The 15996-nt window shown below is 66.3% G+C and carries 13 protein-coding genes and 1 pseudogene; 6 read left to right on the top strand and 8 right to left on the bottom strand.

The window, feature by feature from the left end:
- The first annotated feature begins 46 nt into the window (after positions 1-46).
- Positions 47-1345, top strand: a complete 1299-nt coding sequence (locus QM748_RS01140) for a DUF3422 family protein (RefSeq protein ID WP_415245251.1) — start codon at positions 47-49, stop codon at positions 1343-1345.
- 22 nt (positions 1346-1367) lie between these two features.
- Here the strand turns inward: QM748_RS01140 and QM748_RS01135 are convergent, their stop codons facing one another.
- Complete coding sequence (locus tag QM748_RS01135; protein WP_415245250.1) at positions 1368-2444, bottom strand: choice-of-anchor A family protein; 1077 nt, start codon at positions 2442-2444, stop codon at positions 1368-1370.
- A 175-nt stretch (positions 2445-2619) separates the two neighbouring features.
- Here QM748_RS01135 and QM748_RS01130 point away from each other — a divergent pair, with 175 nt between their 5' ends.
- Together QM748_RS01130 and QM748_RS01125 are read left to right on the top strand one after the other, a co-directional pair.
- The gene (locus tag QM748_RS01130) at positions 2620-3555 is read left to right on the top strand and encodes a phosphoribosylaminoimidazolesuccinocarboxamide synthase (protein WP_415245249.1); all 936 of its coding nucleotides are present in this window, start codon (positions 2620-2622) and stop codon (positions 3553-3555) included.
- Positions 3556-3596: 41 nt separating this feature from the next.
- Positions 3597-5667 (top strand): annotated as a pseudogene (locus QM748_RS01125) (M3 family metallopeptidase).
- A gap of 57 nt (positions 5668-5724) precedes the next feature.
- On the opposite strand, the gene QM748_RS01120 reads toward QM748_RS01125, so the two are convergent.
- From QM748_RS01120 to QM748_RS01110, 3 genes are all read right to left on the bottom strand, one after another.
- A complete protein-coding gene (locus QM748_RS01120; protein ID WP_415245248.1) occupies positions 5725-6642 on the bottom strand; it encodes a ZIP family metal transporter in 918 nt (305 codons plus the stop codon).
- Between the two features lie 16 nt (positions 6643-6658).
- The gene (locus tag QM748_RS01115; protein ID WP_415245247.1) at positions 6659-7282 is read right to left on the bottom strand and encodes a superoxide dismutase; all 624 of its coding nucleotides are present in this window, start codon (positions 7280-7282) and stop codon (positions 6659-6661) included.
- 69 nt (positions 7283-7351) lie between these two features.
- Positions 7352-8005: a DUF2325 domain-containing protein gene (locus tag QM748_RS01110; protein ID WP_415245246.1), complete on the bottom strand. Its 654-nt coding sequence runs from the start codon at positions 8003-8005 to the stop codon at positions 7352-7354.
- A 322-nt stretch (positions 8006-8327) separates the two neighbouring features.
- Between QM748_RS01110 and xth the strand changes: the two genes are divergently transcribed.
- From xth to QM748_RS01095, 3 genes are all read left to right on the top strand, one after another.
- The gene (xth, locus tag QM748_RS01105; protein ID WP_415245245.1) at positions 8328-9092 is read left to right on the top strand and encodes an exodeoxyribonuclease III; all 765 of its coding nucleotides are present in this window, start codon (positions 8328-8330) and stop codon (positions 9090-9092) included.
- Positions 9093-9096: 4 nt separating this feature from the next.
- The gene (locus QM748_RS01100) at positions 9097-9771 is read left to right on the top strand and encodes a Crp/Fnr family transcriptional regulator (protein ID WP_415245244.1); all 675 of its coding nucleotides are present in this window, start codon (positions 9097-9099) and stop codon (positions 9769-9771) included.
- An 89-nt stretch (positions 9772-9860) separates the two neighbouring features.
- The gene (locus tag QM748_RS01095) at positions 9861-10052 is read left to right on the top strand and encodes a DUF2892 domain-containing protein (protein WP_415245243.1); all 192 of its coding nucleotides are present in this window, start codon (positions 9861-9863) and stop codon (positions 10050-10052) included.
- 143 nt (positions 10053-10195) lie between these two features.
- On the opposite strand, the gene rsmA is transcribed toward QM748_RS01095, so the two are convergent.
- The 4 genes from rsmA to lptD are packed head-to-tail and all read right to left on the bottom strand — an operon-like array spanning position 10196 to position 15888.
- Positions 10196-10999, bottom strand: coding sequence for a 16S rRNA (adenine(1518)-N(6)/adenine(1519)-N(6))-dimethyltransferase RsmA (rsmA, locus tag QM748_RS01090; protein WP_415245242.1), 804 nt, complete (start codon positions 10997-10999; stop codon positions 10196-10198).
- 32 nt (positions 11000-11031) lie between these two features.
- Positions 11032-12054: a 4-hydroxythreonine-4-phosphate dehydrogenase PdxA gene (gene pdxA / locus QM748_RS01085; protein WP_415245241.1), complete on the bottom strand. Its 1023-nt coding sequence runs from the start codon at positions 12052-12054 to the stop codon at positions 11032-11034.
- On the bottom strand, positions 12051-13367 hold the full coding sequence (locus QM748_RS01080; RefSeq protein WP_415247990.1) for a peptidylprolyl isomerase: 1317 nt from the start codon (positions 13365-13367) through the stop codon (positions 12051-12053). The genes pdxA and QM748_RS01080 overlap by 4 nt, the downstream gene beginning before the upstream one ends.
- A 31-nt stretch (positions 13368-13398) precedes the next feature.
- Entirely contained in the window at positions 13399-15888 is a 2490-nt protein-coding gene (lptD, locus tag QM748_RS01075; protein WP_415245240.1) for an LPS assembly protein LptD, read from the bottom strand.
- Positions 15889-15996: the final 108 nt, after the last annotated feature.

Raw genomic sequence — 15996 nt, 5'->3', positions numbered from 1 at the left:
CTTCCTCCCCAACCACGCAGGGCGTCGCGGCACCTGCACCGACGCCATGCCTCCGTTCGAACAGCATCCCCTGCGCCAGGTCCTCAGCGACGAAATCCATGCCCGGCCCCCGGTCGCGCTGGAAACGCCCGAATACGTCACCTACCTGGCCTTCACCCATCACGAAGGCAGCGCCGGGCGCGAAGGCATTCACCTGCAGGCGCTGGCCGAACAGCTCGGCCTCCCCGCGCCGGTCACCGACTCCGGCTATCTGCTGCTGGAAGCGGATGGTTTCCAGTTGAAGTGGGAAAGGCACAACGAGTTTTCCAGCTATTGCTTTTTCTGCAGCATCGACGGCGACGAATCCGGCAGCAAGGACTACGCGCTGCGCCATGTGCCCGAAGCCTGGCGCGAAGCGATCCCCGGCCAGTTGATCGCGGCCACGCACATCGAAGTACGCAGCACCGCCGAGGTGCCGCCGCAAACCGTGCTGCACCAGCAGTCGAGCAGCGGACAGGCCCTGGTCGCCTCGAAGGTGGCCGGCGGCGCCGGCTGGGTACTGACCGATTTCCACCTCCACGACGGTTTCTCGCACTTCCTGGTGCTGGATGAACAGCTCACGCCGCGCCAGGCCGGCCGCATCGCCCAGCGCCTGGTGGAGATCGAGACCTACCGCGTGATGGCCCTGCTCGCCTTTCCGGTGGCCAAGGAAGTCGGCCGCCTGGTGTCGCGCGCCGAGGACGAGCTTGCGGATCTGATGGACGGCATGAACCAGGCGCGCAGCGCCGAAGACGACCGCGCGGTGCTCGCCCGCCTGTCCAGGCTCGCCGCCGAGGTCGAGCGTTCGGTGGCGCTCACCACTTTCCGCTTCGGCGCCGCCGCGGCCTACTACCGGCTGGTGCGCCAGCGCATCGAGGATCTGCGCGAAGAGCGCCTGCCCAGCTTCTCGCCGATCAGCGAATTCATGGACCGCCGGCTAGTGCCGGCGATCGACACCTGTACCTCGATCGCCCGCCGCCAGGACGACCTGTCGGCACGGATCGCGCGCAACTCGCAACTGCTGCGCACCCGGGTGGATATCGAACTGGAACGCCAGAACCAGGAGCTGCTGGCGCAGATGAACCGCCGCGCCAAGATCCAGCTTCACCTGCAGGAAACGGTGGAAGGCCTGTCGGTGGTGGCGATCACCTACTACGCCTCGCAGCTGGTGAACTACGTTTCCAAGGGCGCCAAGGATCTGATCGCCCCGCTGACGCCGGAAATCATCACCGCGCTGTCCATTCCGGTGATCGCGGGCTTCGTCTTCATGGGGCTGCGCCGCATGCGCAAGGTGCTCGCCAAGGAAGAAGGCAGCGGCGGGCACTAGGTCCCCGGCCGCCCCGAGCGCTTCACACTTTCCGGCTCTTGCTCCTGGCCTGGACTGCGGCCTTGCCCACCCTGCCGCGGCTGGCGACCACCATCATCCCGAGCCCGGCCAGCAGCAGGGCAAGCGCGCCGGGTTCGGGCACCGCATTGGCCATCGGCGGTACCGACGGCTGCGCGCTGCCCGGGAACGCACCACGGAAAGGCTGGAGATGGATCTCGCCACGCTGAACCAGCGAATTCGCCACCACCGTGCCTTCGATGTTGTTGTAGTTGGTGAAGCGTGCATTGGGTGCCAGCACGCTGCCGCCGAACTGGTTGTGGATGATCAGGTCGGTGGCGTTGTAGAAGTTCCACACGGCCAGGCCGCCGATCTGCTGCGCGCTGCCGTTGAGGAAATTCACCGCGAAATCGAGCGCGAGGGCGTCGATGTTGAAAACGATCAGCCCTGCATTGCCGGTGTTGAACACGAACTCGCCGCGGCGGAACAGCTCTTCGGCAATCCCCCCGGTAAGATCGAACACCGCTACGCCGTCCGCGCCGGCAACCGCATTGAACACTGCCTTCCTGTCGCCGAGCTCGACCGTGCTGCCGGTGCTGCCGCGCTGGCTCAGTTCCTGCGACAGATCGAGCATGCTCGTCTTGATGCCTTCGGGCGTGGGCAACCCGGGCGCCTCGCTCAAGCGCCCGCCATTGAAATTGTTGAAGGCCTCGGGGCCTCGTACATAAGCACCACCATTGAAATTGGTGCTGGTTGCGCCGCCGGCGACGTAGGCGCTCCCCTTGTTGATGTTGGCCCCAGAGAGGCTGCCGCCCACTGAAATACCGCCGCCGTTCACATTCACGCCAGAAGCCGCACCGCCGACGGTCAGCCCAGCGTAGGGCGAATCCGGCATCCGCTGGGCATGCTGGGCGTAGTTCCCGCCGCTCACGCTGCCGCCGACGTAGGCACGGCCGTCCACATGGGACGAGGAAACCGCGCTGCCGAACACGATCAGGTTGAACTGATTCAATGCCTCGGTGGCGGAGATCGGCGCCGCCTGGGCCTGGAAGGCAAGGCCCGAACAGAGCATTGCGGTAGCGAGAAGCCGGTTCAGCGACATGGTGCGGAGCCATCCTGTCAAATTCTTCGATACTGAAGAGATTAATGAAAACGGCAGAATCATCTCGTGACCCCGGTCACGTCCTCATACATCGCCCACGTCACACCGGAACTGCGGCACGCAGCGCACGGCACTCCCCTATAATTCCCGCTTTGCCCGCAAGCGAGGCCAGACCGTGGCGACTCCCCTCTTCGAAACTTCCATCACCAGCCTGCCGCTGCTCGGCCGCGGCAAGGTACGCGACATCTATGCCATCGACGACGAGAAGCTGCTGATCGTCACCAGCGACCGCCTGTCGGCCTTCGACGTGATCCTGCCCGACCCGATTCCGGACAAGGGCCGCGTGCTGGTGGCGCTGGCCAATTTCTGGTTCGAACGGCTCGGCCACATCCTGCCCAACCAGCTCACCGGCATCGACCCCGAAACCGTGGTGGCAGCCGACGAGCGCGGCCAGGTACGCGGCCGCGCGCTGGTGGTCAAGCGCCTGAAACCGCTGCCGATCGAGGCCGTGGTGCGCGGCTACGTGATCGGCTCCGGCTGGAAGGACTACCAGGCCACCGGCACCATCTGCGGCATCGCCCTGCCTCCCGGCCTGCAGCAGGCAGCCAGACTGCCGGCACCGATCTTCACCCCTTCGTCCAAGGCCGAGATGGGTGAGCACGACGAAAACATTTCCTTCGAGCAGGCCCAGGCTCGCTGCGAGACGATGCTGAAGGACGCGCTCGCCGGCACCGGCAAGACCGGCGCCCAGCTCGCCGAGGAAGCCCGCAAGGCCGCGATCGCGCTATACACGGAAGCGGCGAACTATGCAGCCGGGCGCGGCATCATCATCGCCGACACCAAGTTCGAGTTCGGCATCGATGCCGCCGGCACCCTTCACCTGATCGACGAGGCGCTGACGCCGGACTCCTCGCGCTTCTGGCCCGCCGACAGCTACCGCGAAGGCATCAGTCCGCCATCCTTCGACAAGCAGTACGTGCGCGACTACCTGGAAACGCTCGACTGGAACAAGACCGCGCCTGGCCCCACGCTGCCGGCCAACGTCATCGAGCATACTGCGGACAAGTATCGCGACGCCTACCAGCGCCTGACCGGCTGCAAGCTCGACTGAGCCTTGGCCCGTAACTTCAATCGCCACCGGGATTCAGCCCAATGAACGATGCCGTCGCCAATCCCCTGCTCGACTTTTCCGGCATGCCGCGCTTTGCCGACATCAAGCCGGAAGACGTCAAGCCCGCAATCGAGCAACTGATCGATGAAAACCGCCGCCTGATCGAGCGCCTGACCGCCGATCCGGCGACACCGACCTGGGACGGCTTCGTCGGCCCGATGGAAGAGGCCGGCGAACGCCTCGGCCGCGCCTGGGGCGTGGTCGGCCACCTGCACAGCGTGCATGACGTGCCCGAATGGCGCGAGGCCTACAACGCCATGCTGCCGGACATCTCGCGCTTCTACGCCGAAGTCGGCCAGAACCTGGCCTTGTTCGAGAAGTACAAGGCGCTGCGCAACAGCCCGGAGTTCGCCACCCTGTCGCCTGTGCGTCAGTTGATCCTCGAGCACGGCCTGCGCGACTTCCGCCTGTCCGGCGCCGAACTGGCGGACGAGCAGAAGCCGCGCTTCCAGGAAATCCAGGAAGAGCAGTCGCAGCTCGCGGCGAAGTTTTCCGAAAACCTGCTCGACGCCACCAACGCCTACGCGGAATGGATCGAGGACGACAGCCAGCTCGCCGGCATCCCCGAGGATGCGCGCGAAGCGGCCCGCGCCACTGCCGAAGCCGAAGGCAAGCCGGGCTGGAAGTTCACGCTGCAGATGCCCTCCTATCTGCCGGTGCTGCAATACGCCGACGACCGCGAACTGCGCGCGCGCATGTACCGCGCTTCCGCCACCCGTGCCTCCGAGCTCGGCAATCCTGAACTCGACAACGGCCCGCTGATCGGCCGCATCCTGGCACTGCGCAACGAAGAGGCGCGTTTGCTCGGCTACCGCGACTTCGCCGAAGTGTCGCTGGTGCCGAAGATGGCCGACACGCCCGAGCAGGTGCTCGCCTTCCTGCGCGACCTCGCCGCCAAGGCCCGGCCCTTCGCCGAGCGCGACCTGGAGGAGCTGCGCGCCTTCGCCGCCCAGGAACTCGGCCTGACCGATCTCCAGCCCTGGGATGCCGCCTACGCCTCGGAAAAGCTGCGCCAGCAGCGCTACGCCTACTCCGACCAGGAAGTGAAGCAGTACTTCCCCGAGCCCAAGGTGCTGGACGGCCTGTTCGGCGTGATCCGCGCGCTGTACCGAGTTGAACATCCTGCCTGACGAGGCGCCGGCCTGGGACCCGGACGTCCGCTTCTTCCGCATCGAGAAGGACGGAGAGCTCGTCGGCCACTTCTATCTCGACCTGCACGCGCGCCCGACCAAGCGCGGCGGCGCCTGGATGGATTCGGCACGCAGCCGCCACCGCGACACCTGGGGCAGCAGCACGCCGGTCGCCTACCTGGTGTGCAACTTCCCCGGCCCGGTCGGCGGCAAACCGGCCACCTTCACCCACGACGACGTGCTGACCCTGTTCCACGAATGCGGCCACGGCCTGCACCACCTGCTGACCCAGGTGGACGAACTGGCGGTGTCCGGCATCAACGGCGTGGAATGGGATGCGGTCGAGCTGCCCAGCCAGTTCATGGAGAACTTCTGCTGGGAATGGGACGTGCTGCAGGGCATGACCGCCCATGTCGACACCGGCGAGCCGCTGCCGCGCGCGCTGTACGACAAGATGATCGCGGCGAAGAACTTCCAGAGCGGCATGCAGACCGTGCGCCAGCTCGAGTTCTCGATGTTCGACCTGCGCCTGCACAGCGAGCTGGACGCCTCCGCCGGGCCGGTGCCGATCGAGCGCGTGATGGCGCTGCTCGACGACGTGCGCAAGGAAGTGGCGGTGATGATCCCGCCCGCCTGGCACCGCTTCCCGCACAGCTTCTCGCACATCTTCGCCGGCGGCTATGCGGCGGGCTACTACAGCTACAAGTGGGCGGAAGTGCTGTCGGCGGATGCCTTCGAGGCCTTCGAGGAGGCCGGCGCCGGCAAGGGCAGCCTGCTCGATCCAGAGACCGGCGCGCGTTTCTGGCGCGAGATCCTCGCCGTCGGCGGCAGCCGCCCGGCGCTGGAATCCTTCAAGGCCTTCCGCGGCCGCGAACCCAAGGTCGACGCCTTGCTGCGCCACAGCGGCATGGTGGATGCCTGAATGAGAGCCTGATGGCCGGATGCCGCCGCCTGGCAGTGGGCGGCGGCACCGGCAGGATCAGCCCAGCGCGGTATCCAGCACCATCATCAGCACGAAGCCGATCATCAGCCCCGCCGTGGCATACGCCTCGTGCCCCTTGCGGTGCGACTCGGGGATGATCTCGTGGCTGATCACGAACAGCATCGCACCGGCGGCGAAGCCCAGCCCCCACGGCAGCAAGGCCGCCGAGTAGCCGACCACCGCCGCGCCGAGCACCGCGCCGATCGGTTCGACCAGGCCTGACGCAATCCCCAGCCCGACCGCCACCGCGCGCCGATAGCCTGCCGCCAGCAGTGCGACCGCCACCACCAGCCCTTCCGGCACGTCCTGGATCGCGATGCCCATCGCCAGCGCGTTGGCCCGCATGCCTTCGTTGCCGGCATAGCCGACCCCGATCGCCACACCTTCGGGCAGGTTGTGCAGCGCGATCGCGATGACGAACAGCCAGGTGCGGCGAAGCTTCTGCGCCACCGCGCCTTCGCGGCCCTTGATGAAATGCTCGTGCGGCAGCAGGCGATCCATGATCAGCAGCACCGTGCCGCCCAGCAGGATCGCAATGCCGACCACCCCGCCCGCCGCCCATGGCCCGCCGCCGAAGCTGCCGGCATCCTGCGCCGCCTGCAGGCCGGGAATGACCAGCGAAAACGCACTGGCCGCCAGCATCACGCCGGCACCGAAACCGAACAGGCTGTCCTGCACGCGCTCGGACAAGCGCTGCGAGAACAGCACCGGCAGCGTGCCGAGCGCGGTCGCAAGCGCCGCGACCGAACCGCCGATCAGCGCGCTCTGCACCACCGGGTTGCCATGGATGAAGGTCCAGCTTTGCATGAGCAGGACGAGCGCGCCCGCCACGTAAATGGCCAGGCCGAGCCATTGCCTCGGCCGCCAGCCGCGCCACCAGGGGGGCGGTGATTCCAGGGTCGGCGTCTCGTCCATTTGATGATCGTCCCGCTTATCCCCGCGCCACGGCATGGCGACGGGCGACTTCGGCCCAATCGACAACGTTGTAGAACGCGGCGATGTATTCAGGGCGCCGATTCTGATACTTAAGATAGTAGGCATGCTCCCAGACATCCAGCCCGAGGATCGCGGTGTTGCCCGAGCCGATCCCCTTCATTGCCGGGTTGTCCTGGTTGGCACTGCTCTCGACCGCCAGCTTGCCGACCTTGTCCACCGTCAGCCAGGCCCAGCCGCTGCCGAAGCGGGTCAGCGCGGCCTTTGTGAAAGCATCCTTGAAGGCATCGAAACCGCCGAGATCGGTGTCGATGGCGCGCGCCAGATCGCCTTCGGGCTTGCCGCCACCCTTGGGCGACATCACCGTCCAGAACAGGCTGTGGTTGGCGTGGCCGCCGCCGTTGTTGCGCACCGGCGCGCGCAGCGCTTCAGGCAGCGACTCGACCTTCGCGATCAGCTCGTCGACCGGAAGCGCGGCGTATTCGGTGCCCTCCAGCGCCGCATTGAGGTTGTTCACATAGGTCTGGTGATGCCTGGTGTAGTGGATTTCCATCGTCTGCGCGTCGATGTGAGGTTCCAGAGCGTCGTAGGCATAGGGCAATGCAGGAAGGGCATGGGGCATGTCGATCTACCTAATAGTGAGAAACGGAGAAGAAACAGCTACAGGACTGGAAACGGCAAGAAGGGCAGCTCATGTGTATTTACCCGGTACTCCGGCCGCGAGGCTCAGCACGCGCAGTTCACCGGAGCCGGCCTTTTGCGCGCGGGTCATGTCCGGCAGCCCGGCCTGTTCGACCAGCACGCAAGTCTTGTTGGTCCGCCTGCAGTAGTCGTGCACCCGCCAATAATCGCCATGGCTCAGGCAACCGGTCTGGCAGATCACCAGATCGGCGGCGCGCAGGCTCGCTTCCAGCGCCTCGGGGTCGTCAACGTCCAGCACGGCTTCGGGCGCGGGCCGGGCGCCCATGGCGGCATTCAGATCGCCCTGCCCCGCTGCCTTGGCGGTCAGTCTCCCCTCACGCGGCCTTTCCCACTGCAGGCGCTCGCGCATCAGCACCTGGATGCGGGCGACCAGTGTCTCCACGTGGCGCGCCAGCGTGACACGCTTGGGCAGGCCGGGGATCGCAGCCTCCAGGGCGGCGCGGTCTTCGCGCTCCCAGGCCAGCACGGTTTCGCGCTTGATGACCTCCGCCTGCAGACGCATCACCTGCGACCGAAGGCGCTCGAGTTCGCGCGCTTGCGCATGCAGTTGTTCGGAGCAGCGCCGTTGCGTACGGCCATAGTCGTGCATCAGCGCACGGTGTTCCTGGGCGAGCTGATCGAAGTCACGGCTGGCGTATTCCATGGTCGGCCTCACAAGTCTTGCGCACACTGGGCATGCGATGGTCGGGATACGTCATCCTGGCGGATGACAGAGCACAGTACCCTATACTATAAATGAGAATTATTTGTGTTTAAAGGGTGACAAACGATGATGCCCACGTGCGGAAATCTACTGAGGATGGCTGCGACCGCTTGCAGCTCGCCAGTAAGATAGACTAGAGAGCCTTGCTCCATATGGGGTGCCAGTGGCCTGAAGCAGGCATCAACAGCGGCAGACCGGCAGAAACACTGGAGCATGCCCCCGCCCCTTTCAGACCAGCCCATACGAGAGCGATGCGAGCCCCATGAAGATTGCCACCTGGAACGTCAACTCCCTGAAGGTCCGCCTCCCCCACGTTCTCGACTGGCTGGCCGCCAACCAGCCCGATGCGCTGTGCCTGCAGGAGCTGAAGCTCGAAGACAAGGCCTTCCCCGCCGCCGAACTCGAAGCTGCCGGCTACCATGCGGTGTTCATCGGCCAGAAGACCTACAACGGCGTCGCCATCCTCAGCCCGCGGCCGATCGACGGCACTGACGTGGTGCGCAACATCCCCGGCTTCGAGGACGAACAGAAGCGCATCATCGCCGCCACCATCGATGGCGTGCGGGTGGTGTGCGGTTATTTCCCCAATGGCCAGGCGGTGGGCTCGGACAAGTTCGAATACAAGCTGAAATGGCTGACCGCACTGACCGGCTGGCTGCGCGAGGAACTGAAGACGCACGAGCGCCTGGTGCTGGCGGGCGACTTCAACATCGCCCCGGAAGACCGTGACGCCCATCCGGACTGGAAGGACGAAATCCACGTATCCGTGCCGGAGCGCGACGCCTTCCGTACCCTGCTCGAGCTGGGGCTGGTCGATGCCTTCCGCCTGTTCGAACAGCCCGAGCGCGCCTTCTCGTGGTGGGATTACCGCATGATGGCTTTCCGGCGCAATTTCGGCCTGCGCATCGATCATCTGCTGGTCTCCCCGGCGCTGCGCGAAGCCTGCCGCAGCTGCACGGTGGACAAGGCGCCGCGCCGCCTGGAACGGCCCTCCGACCACGCACCGGTCGTCCTGGAACTTGCCTGAAACCATGGATACCGCCGCAACCGATCGCCTCTCGGCCTGCTATCCCATCCTGGACCGCCTGTCCGCCGACGCGCGCCAGCGCGTCCTGCAGAACGCCCGCTGGATGCGCGTGCCGGCCGGAGCGATGCTGTTCGACGACCACCAGGCTTGCGAAGGCTTTCCCTTCGTCGTCGAAGGTTCGGTGCGCGTCAGCAAGTGCGCGCCGAACGGGCGCGAGCTGCCGCTGTACCGCGTCGCGCCGGGCGAAACCTGCATCATTTCCTCCTCCTGCCTGCTCGGCCATGAGGACTACAACGCCCGCGGCGTCACTGAAGCGGAAACACTGCTGATGCTGCTGCCGAAGGCGGTGTTCGACGAGATGATGAGCGAACGCCCCTTCCGCGACTTCATCTTCCACCTCTTCACCGAACGCATCGCCGACCTGATGCAGCTGATCGAGGAAGTGGCCTTCCGCAAGCTCGACCAGCGCCTGGCGGCCCTGCTGCTGGGCAAGGGCCGCAGCCTGCGCACCACCCATCAGCAACTGGCCGACGAGCTGGGCAGCGTGCGCGAGATCGTCAGCCGCCTGCTGAAGAACTTCGCCGACCAGGGCCTGGTTCGGCTGTCACGCGAACAGGTGGAAATCCTCGATCCTGCCGGCCTTCGCCGGCTGGCGGCCGAGGGCTCGGCCAGGGCCTGAAGCGGCTCGCTCTGTAACCGTGGTTACAGACCGCGAATGGAATGGCGTGCTCCAATCGGACCACTATCCATCCTCGCAAGGAGAGCATCATGAAGAAGAACGTTGGCGGCATCGACAAGATCCTGCGCATCCTGGTCGGCATCGCGCTGATCGCCTGGGCGCTGATGGGCGGCCCCGTCTGGGCCTGGATCGGCATCGTGCCGCTCGCCACCGGCGCCATGGGCTGGTGCCCGCTCTATCCGCTGCTCGGCCTCAATACCTGCCCGCTGAGCAAGAAGTGAGCTGACGCGCGACGCGGCAACTCGAACATCCCGGGGCGCCGCGGCAAGAAAAAACGGCAGGACTCCACCACTGGAACCCTGCCGTTTTCATTTCCGCCGAAAGACGGCCCATCCGGCCTACGCCAATCCTGAAGGCCCTGCCCTCATCCCCGCGCGCTGCAGTGATTGGCGATCGCGACGAACTGCGCGACCGACAGTTTCTCGCCGCGCAGGCCGGCATCGATGCCCAGGGCGTCGAAATCGGCATCGCCCACGAACTCGCGCAGCGTGTTCTTCAGCGTCTTGCGGCGCTGGCCAAAAGCGGCGGTGACGATCCGGCCGAGCAGTTCCTCGTCCTGCGCACCGAGCTGCTCACTGGGCAGCGGCGCCATGCGCACGATGCTGGACATGACCTTGGGCGCCGGGCGGAAGGCGCCGGGCGGCACGTCGAACATCCTGCCCATGCGGAAGCGGTATTGCAGCATCACCGACAGGCGGCCGTATTCCTCTGTGCCCGGCTCAGCCACCATGCGCATGACGACCTCCTTCTGCAGCATGAAGGTCATGTCCTTGACCTGGTCGGCGAAGCCGGCGAGGTGGAACAGGATCGGCGTGGAGATGTTGTACGGCAGGTTGCCGACGATGCGCAGCGAGCGCTCACCATCGGCACACAGGCTGCCGAAGTCGAACTTCAGCGCATCGCCTTCATGCACCGTGAGCTGGTCCGGCGTGTAGCGTTCGTGCAGGCGCGCGATCAGGTCGCGGTCGATCTCGACCACGTGCAGGTGGCCGAGGCGCTCGATCAGCGGCGCGGTCATGGCGCCCAGGCCGGGGCCGATCTCGACCATCGTCTCGCCCGCCTGCGGGCGGATGGCGTCGATGATGCGGCGGATGATGTTGGGGTCGGACAGGAAATTCTGGCCGAAGCGCTTGCGTGCGCGGTGGCCGTCGGTTTCGCGGTCTTGCATCGAAAATCCTCGTTGTCGCGTGCCGGCCGCAGTCAGGCAGCGGCATGGGCTGCGCGGGCAGCCACCATCGCCGCAGCCAGCTCCAGCGCGGCGAACAGGCTGCCGGGGTCGGCCCGGCCGCTGCCGGCGAGGTCGAGCGCCGTGCCATGGTCGACCGAAGTGCGGATGATCGGCAGGCCGAGCGTGACATTGACGCCGCCGCCGAAGCTCGCATGCTTGAGCACCGGCAAGCCCTGGTCATGGTACATCGCCAGCACCGCATCGCCCTGCTCCAGCGTGTGCGGCACGAACAGCGTATCCGCCGGCAGCGGACCGGCGAGATGCATGCCTTCGGCGCGCAGCCGCGCCAGCACCGGCTCGATGACGTCGATTTCCTCGCGCCCCATGTGCCCGCCCTCGCCCGCATGCGGGTTGAGGCCGGCGACGAGGATGCGCGGCGCGGCGATGCCGAAGTGCCGCACCAGGTCGGCGTGCAGGATGCGCAGTGTTTCTTCCAGCGCCTGCGGCGTGATCGCCGCCGGCACCTGGGCCAGCGGCAGATGGGTGGTGACGAGCGCGACGCGCATACCGCCGCCGGCCAGCATCATCACCACCCGCGGCGTGCCGGTGTGCTCGGCGAGATATTCGGTATGGCCGCTGAAAGGCAGCGCATCGGACACACCCAGGCTTTCGCAGATGACGCCCTTATGCACGGGCGCGGTGACCATCGCGGTGAACTCACCGCTTTTGCAGCCGCCGATCGCGCGGTCGAGCAGCCCGAGCACGTAGGCGCCATTGGCCGCATCGAGCACGCCGGGGCGGGACGGCCGGGCGAGCGGCACGTGCAGGACTTCGATGACGCCGGCTGCTGCATCATGCCCGGGCCGCCACGGCTGGAACGACGCCGCGACGCCAGCGGCGGCAGCACGCCCGCGCAGCAATTCGAGATCGCCAAGCACGACCGGCCGCACCGTCCATTGGCGTTCGAGCAGGCGGGCGCACAGTTCCGGCCCGATACCGGCCGGCTCGCCGCTGGTGATGGCGACGAGCGGCCTGGAAGCGCCGCCAGCGCTCACTCGCGGTCCAGACGAAGATCGACGTAGGTGCTGTCGCGCAGCTGGCGCAGCCAGTCTTCGTAGGCCTCGTCGGCCTTGCGCTCACGCAGCGCGGCGCGTGCGGCGTTGCGCTTGCGTTCGTCGGTGACGTCCTGCACGCGGCGCTCGACGACCTGGATCAGGTGCCAGCCGAACGGGGACTGCACCGGCATGCTGACTTCACCCGGCTGCAGCGCGCCCATCGCACGCTCGAACTCGGGCACGGTGTCACCCGGATTGAGCCAGCCCAGGTCACCGCCCTTGGCCGCGGACAGGTCTGCCGAATTGGCCCTGGCCAGTTCGGCGAAGTCGGCGCCGTTGGCGACGCGCTCGCGGATGCCCATCAGGCGCGCCTCGGCATCGGCGTCGGACAGCACCTCCGAAGTCTTGATCAGGATGTGGCGGGCGCGCGTCTGTTCCATCTGGGCCACGGCAGTGTCACCGCCGCCACGGCGGTCGACCAGGCGCACGATGTGCAGGCCGGAAGCGCTGCGCAGGATCGGCGAGGTTTCGCCGGGGCGCATCTCGCGCGCCACGTCGGCAAACAGCGCCGGCAGGCGGTTGAGGGGGCGCCAGCCCAGGCTGCCGCCCGACAGGCCGTCAGGCGCATCCGAGACCTCGGCAGCGACGCGGGCGAAATCCTCTCCCGAGCGCAGTCGGGCCATCACGCCTTCGGCACGCTGGCGCAAGGCCTCGATCTGCTCCGGCGAAGCCTGCTCCGGCACGCGCAGCAGGATGTGGGCAATCTCGAACTCCTCGCCCGAAAAAGCATCGGGGTTGCTGGCGAGGAAATTGTCGATTTCGGCATCGGTGACGACAACCCTGCTTTCGACTTCACGCTCGCGCAGCCGGGTCAGCAGGATCTCGGTGCGGATCTCGTCGCGAAAGCGCTGCCACGCCACGCCGTCCTGCTCCAGCGTCTGGCGCAGCTGATCGATGCTCAACTGATTGTTGGAGGCGATGCGCTCGATCGCGCGGCCGAGCGTGGCATCATCCACCCGCAGCGAAGTTTCCTTGGCCAGTTGCAATTGCGCACGCTCGATGATCAGGCGCTCCAGCAGTTGCTGCTCCAGCACCTCTCTGGGCGGCAGCTCGACCCCCTGGCGCTGGAGCTGGCGCGTGACCTGATCGATACGTGCCCGCAGTTGCAGCGCCGTGATCACTTCGTCATTGACGACGGCGACGATCCGATCGACCGCCACGGCCTGGGGCGCTGCATGCGCCGGAAAACTCAGGACCAGGCTGGTGATGCCAACGGCGAGCAGCAAACGGGAACGGGACAGGGGACGATTCATGGTCTTCATCTGATGAGTTGCTCGCGGGGTTTCAATCCATGCCGAACACGCGGTCGGCCGAAGAGTCGTTGATCTTGCCATAGCCGGGCACGCTGCGCGTCAGCAGGTTGATCGGATTGGAGCCGATGCCGGCCAGGTCGTTCAGTTCGAGCTGCACGTAGATGGCCTTCGAAACGTCGTCACGCTCGATCGCGAAGCGGTGCACCGCGACGCGCAGCACCCAGCAGCCACCGTTGTATTCCAGGCCGCCGATCGCTTCGGTGATGCGGTTGTCGAGCAGCGAATGGGTGACGCGACCGACGCCGTACCAGCCACCACCAAGCGGCCACTGGCCCGAAACGTCGATGTCCTCGAGGCCAACCAGATTCTCGGAAATATACAGTTCGGGCGCGTAGCGATAGCTGAAGTTCAGCACCTTGGCGTAGTCAGGCTGGTAGCGCAGATTGAAGTTCGCCCGCTCGGTACGATTGGTCTCGGTGTTGTGCTGCAGATAGGAGTTCATCGAGAACTCGCGGGACAGGCGCCCGCCGAGGCCGAGCAGAATTTCCGTGCCGCGGCCGGCATTGCGTAATTCGTCCCGGTTGTACAGGTAAACGTCCTGGTCGGAGAAGTAATAGCGCTGGCCGACCATCGCGCGCAGGCGCTCGACACCGGTATCGGCATCGATGAAGCGCGTCGTCACCGCTGCGGTGAGGTCGTTGGCGTCGCCGATCCGGTCACTGCCCGAGTAGCGGTTCTCGGCGAACATCTGCGCGAAACCGACGTCGAAGCGGCTGCTGTCGAAGTTCGGGATATCCCTTTGGTCGCGCGACGGCACCCGCAGGTAATACAGACGCGGCTCCAGCGTCTGCAGGTAGCTGCCGCCGAAGATCGTCGTCTCGCGCTCGAAGAACAGGCCCGAATCCACCGAGAAGATCGGCACCGAGCGCGTGATCGAGTCGCGCTGCGTGGCGGTCAGGGGCGAGCGGTCGATATCGTAGCTGGTGTAGTGGAAGCCTGCCTTCGGCGTCACAAACCACGCCGCCCCGGCCAAGGGCAGGGAAAGCTGCGGATAGGCAATGAAACGCGCGCCTTCGTCCTTGTCCCTGTCGGCATCCTCATGCGCGAACCTCGTGTACTCGGTGGTGAAGGTCGCCGCCAGGCCGCCCGGCAGATCGGGACGCTGACCCTGCACCAGGATCTGCGGCAGGCGCCGGTAAGGCGCGACATTCCTCGATTCCTCGTCCGGATTCAGGGTCTGATAGCTCTGCGCGAGAATGCTCGCGCTCCACCAGCTCGCGCCCTGGTAGTAAAGCTGCCCCTGCCGCAGCAGGTTGATCCGGGAGGCGACACCGATACGGGACGACAGATCCTCGAAATAGCGGTCATCCGACACCGAGTTGAAGTCGAGCGAGCCGTACAGTTTCGACGTGATCCGCTGCTCGTGCTGAATCGACGCCAGCGTGCGCTCCTCGCCCGTCAGCCGGTCCTTCGGCATCCATTCGACGCGCGATTCGCCCCGATAGCTTTCGCCCAGGTAGCGGAATTCGCCGCCGAACTGGACACCGCGCCGGCTCATGAAACGCGGGGTGATCGTGGCATCGTAGTTGGGCGCGATGTTCCAGTAATAGGGCAGCGCGAGGTCCACACCGGTCTTGTTCGACGAGCCGAAGGTCGGCGGCAGCAGGCCGGACTGGCGGCCGGCCGTCAGCGGGAACTCCGCCCATGGCATCCAGAAGATGGGCACGTCCTTGAACACGATCGACGCATCGCGCGCAGTGCCGACCTCGCGGTCGTAGTCCAGGTCGAGCTCGCGTGCACGGATGTACCAGTCGGGGTCGCGGGCCTCGCAGGTCAACCAGGTCGCATTCTGCATGTGGTACTGATTCTCGCCGTCGAGCCGCAGCAGGTCGGCCTCGCCGCTGCCCGACACGGTGCGCGGAGCCTCGCCGGTCAGGCTGGGCTGGCGTTGACGCGAAATCTGGTAGGCCGGCGACTCGAAGCTGCCGGTGCTGTCACCGATCACCATCGTCGCCTTCGGCCCCGCGATGACGTCATTGCCCTGCCGCAGCTCGACATTGCCTTCGGCCTCGGCCTCGTCGATCGGCTCGCGATAGGTGACGCGGTCGGCAGTGAGGATCATGTTGTCACGCTGCAGCTCCGCATCGCCATCGGCAACCAGCTCGATGCTGCGCGCACCGAGGATTCTCAACGCCTTCACCGAAGTGCTGCCCGCCGGCAGCGCGGGCTCATCGGCAACCTCAGGCGGCCGGCGCTTTTCCCCGGCCGGCAACTGCGCCGCGGTGGACGCCGGAACAGGAGGCAGCGTCAACGACACCCTTCCTCCGGCCGGAGCCACCGACGGCGCGGGTCGGGCCACCGGAGCGGCAGGTGCAGCCTCGGTCCCGCTGGCCGGGACGGAGACCGGACTTGCTGGAGGTTTCGGCGCCCGTACCAGGTCGGGCGACACCACAAGCGGCGGCAAGCCGGCCGCGAACGCCGTGCCGGACAGCCAGCACAACAGGAAGGGGATCAGACGCATGCGCGTATTCGGAGGCATGAAGGCAAACGCTTTCCATCGTTCGCAGGGCGATCCCCTGTCGCACGACCGTGTTGATAAACTTGCGGATTGTACACGAACGCCCGTGGA

This window comes from Thauera sp. (assembly GCF_047601425.1).
Classification (GTDB): domain Bacteria; phylum Pseudomonadota; class Gammaproteobacteria; order Burkholderiales; family Rhodocyclaceae; genus Thauera.
This window is presented reverse-complemented; position numbering and strand designations above follow the sequence as displayed.